The sequence below is a fragment of the Hydrogenophaga sp. T66 genome, assembly GCF_057219855.1.
Window position 1 is genome coordinate 97,501 of the sequence record NZ_JBXVVX010000001.1, and the last position, 2,500, is coordinate 100,000.

Below are 2,500 nucleotides of genomic sequence, written 5' to 3' on the forward strand. Positions count from 1 at the left end.
CGCAGGGAAACCGAGTCCGAATAGGGCGATTCAGTCGCTGGGTGTAGACCCGAAACCAGGTGATCTATCCATGGCCAGGATGAAGGTGCCGTAACAGGTACTGGAGGTCCGAACCGACTAGTGTTGCAAAACTAGCGGATGAGCTGTGGATAGGGGTGAAAGGCTAAACAAACCTGGAAATAGCTGGTTCTCTCCGAAAACTATTTAGGTAGTGCCTCGCGTATTACCTTCGGGGGTAGAGCACTGTTTTGGCTAGGGGGTCATGGCGACTTACCAAACCAAGGCAAACTCCGAATACCGAAGAGTACAGCGCGGGAGACAGAGCACCGGGTGCTAACGTCCGGACTCAAGAGGGAAACAACCCAGACCGCCAGCTAAGGTCCCTAAAATTGGCTAAGTGGGAAACGAAGTGGGAAGGCTAAAACAGTCAGGATGTTGGCTTAGAAGCAGCCATCATTTAAAGAAAGCGTAATAGCTCACTGATCGAGTCGTCCTGCGCGGAAGATGTAACGGGGCTAAGCCAGTTACCGAAGCTGCGGATTCGCCAGCAATGGCGAGTGGTAGGAGAGCGTTCTGTAAGCCTGTGAAGGTGGCTTGTAAAGGCTGCTGGAGGTATCAGAAGTGCGAATGCTGACATGAGTAGCGTTAAAGCGGGTGAAAAGCCCGCTCGCCGTAAGCGCAAGGTTTCCTACGCAACGTTCATCGGCGTAGGGTGAGTCGGCCCCTAAGGCGAGGCAGAGATGCGTAGCTGATGGGAAACAGGTCAATATTCCTGTACCGATTGCAAGTGCGATGTGGGGACGGATCTTAATAGGTGATCCGGGTGTTGGATGTCCCGGTTTAGGCAGAAGTAGGCGAGCGTCAGGCAAATCCGGCGCTCATATACCGAGGCTGCCGATCGAGCGAGCTTGCTCGCGAAGTCACTGAACGAGGTCCCAGGAAAAGCCACTAAGCTTCAGCTTGCAATTGACCGTACCGCAAACCGACACTGGTGCGCGAGATGAGTATTCTAAGGCGCTTGAGAGAACTCGGGAGAAGGAACTCGGCAAATTGACACCGTAACTTCGGAAGAAGGTGTGCCCTAGTAGTGTGTAGTGAACAACGAAGCACGAATGGGTTGCAAAAAATAGGTGGCTGCGACTGTTTATTAAAAACACAGCACTCTGCAAACACGAAAGTGGACGTATAGGGTGTGACGCCTGCCCGGTGCTGGAAGATTAATTGATGGGGTGCAAGCTCTTGATCGAAGTCCCAGTAAACGGCGGCCGTAACTATAACGGTCCTAAGGTAGCGAAATTCCTTGTCGGGTAAGTTCCGACCTGCACGAATGGCGTAACGATGGCCACACTGTCTCCTCCCGAGACTCAGCGAAGTTGAAATGTTTGTGATGATGCAATCTCCCCGCGGAAAGACGGAAAGACCCCATGAACCTTTACTGTAGCTTTGTATTGGACTTTGAACAGATCTGTGTAGGATAGGTGGGAGGCTTTGAAGCCCGGTCGCTAGATCGGGTGGAGCCGACGTTGAAATACCACCCTGGTGTGTTTGAGGTTCTAACCTAGGTCCATCATCTGGATCGGGGACAGTGCATGGTAGGCAGTTTGACTGGGGCGGTCTCCTCCCAAAGCGTAACGGAGGAGTTCGAAGGTACGCTAGGTACGGTCGGACATCGTGCTAATAGTGCAATGGCATAAGCGTGCTTAACTGCGAGACTGACAAGTCGAGCAGATGCGAAAGCAGGACATAGTGATCCGGTGGTTCTGTATGGAAGGGCCATCGCTCAACGGATAAAAGGTACTCTGGGGATAACAGGCTGATACCGCCCAAGAGTTCATATCGACGGCGGTGTTTGGCACCTCGATGTCGGCTCATCTCATCCTGGGGCTGTAGCCGGTCCCAAGGGTATGGCTGTTCGCCATTTAAAGAGGTACGTGAGCTGGGTTTAAAACGTCGTGAGACAGTTTGGTCCCTATCTTCCGTGGGCGCTGCAGATTTGAGGAAGCCTGCTCCTAGTACGAGAGGACCGGAGTGGACGCACCTCTGGTGTACCGGTTGTCACGCCAGTGGCATTGCCGGGTAGCTAAGTGCGGAAGAGATAACCGCTGAAAGCATCTAAGCGGGAAACTCGTTCCAAGATGAGATCTGCCGGGGCCTTGAGCCCCCTGAAGGGTCGTCGTAGACCACGACGTTGATAGGCTGGGTGTGGAAGCGCAGCAATGCGTTAAGCTAACCAGTACTAATTGCCCGTGCGGCTTGACCCTATAACTTTGACCAACCGTCAAAGAACAAGACAAATGTCTGTGATCCATGCCAATGCGTTGGCAGCACATCAAAATTGAGCGCTGATTGACCCGAAAAGGTCTCGACTCTGTGAATTCGCTGTCCAGCGTGTGCTGGATAGCAACCCCTTATGCCTGACGACCATAGCGAGGTGGTCCCACTCCTTCCCATCCCGAACAGGACAGTGAAACGCCTTTGCGCCGATGATAGTGCGGTCTCC

2 rRNA genes (both running past the window's edge) are annotated in these 2,500 nt (G+C 53.1%); both read left to right on the top strand.

What is annotated here, in order from left to right:
* Positions 1-2,261, top strand: a 23S ribosomal RNA gene (locus AC2D80_RS00395); it begins 612 nt to the left of the window's first position.
* Between the two features lie 152 nt (positions 2,262-2,413).
* Positions 2,414-2,500, top strand: a 5S ribosomal RNA gene (gene rrf, locus AC2D80_RS00400) (it continues 26 nt past the right edge of the window).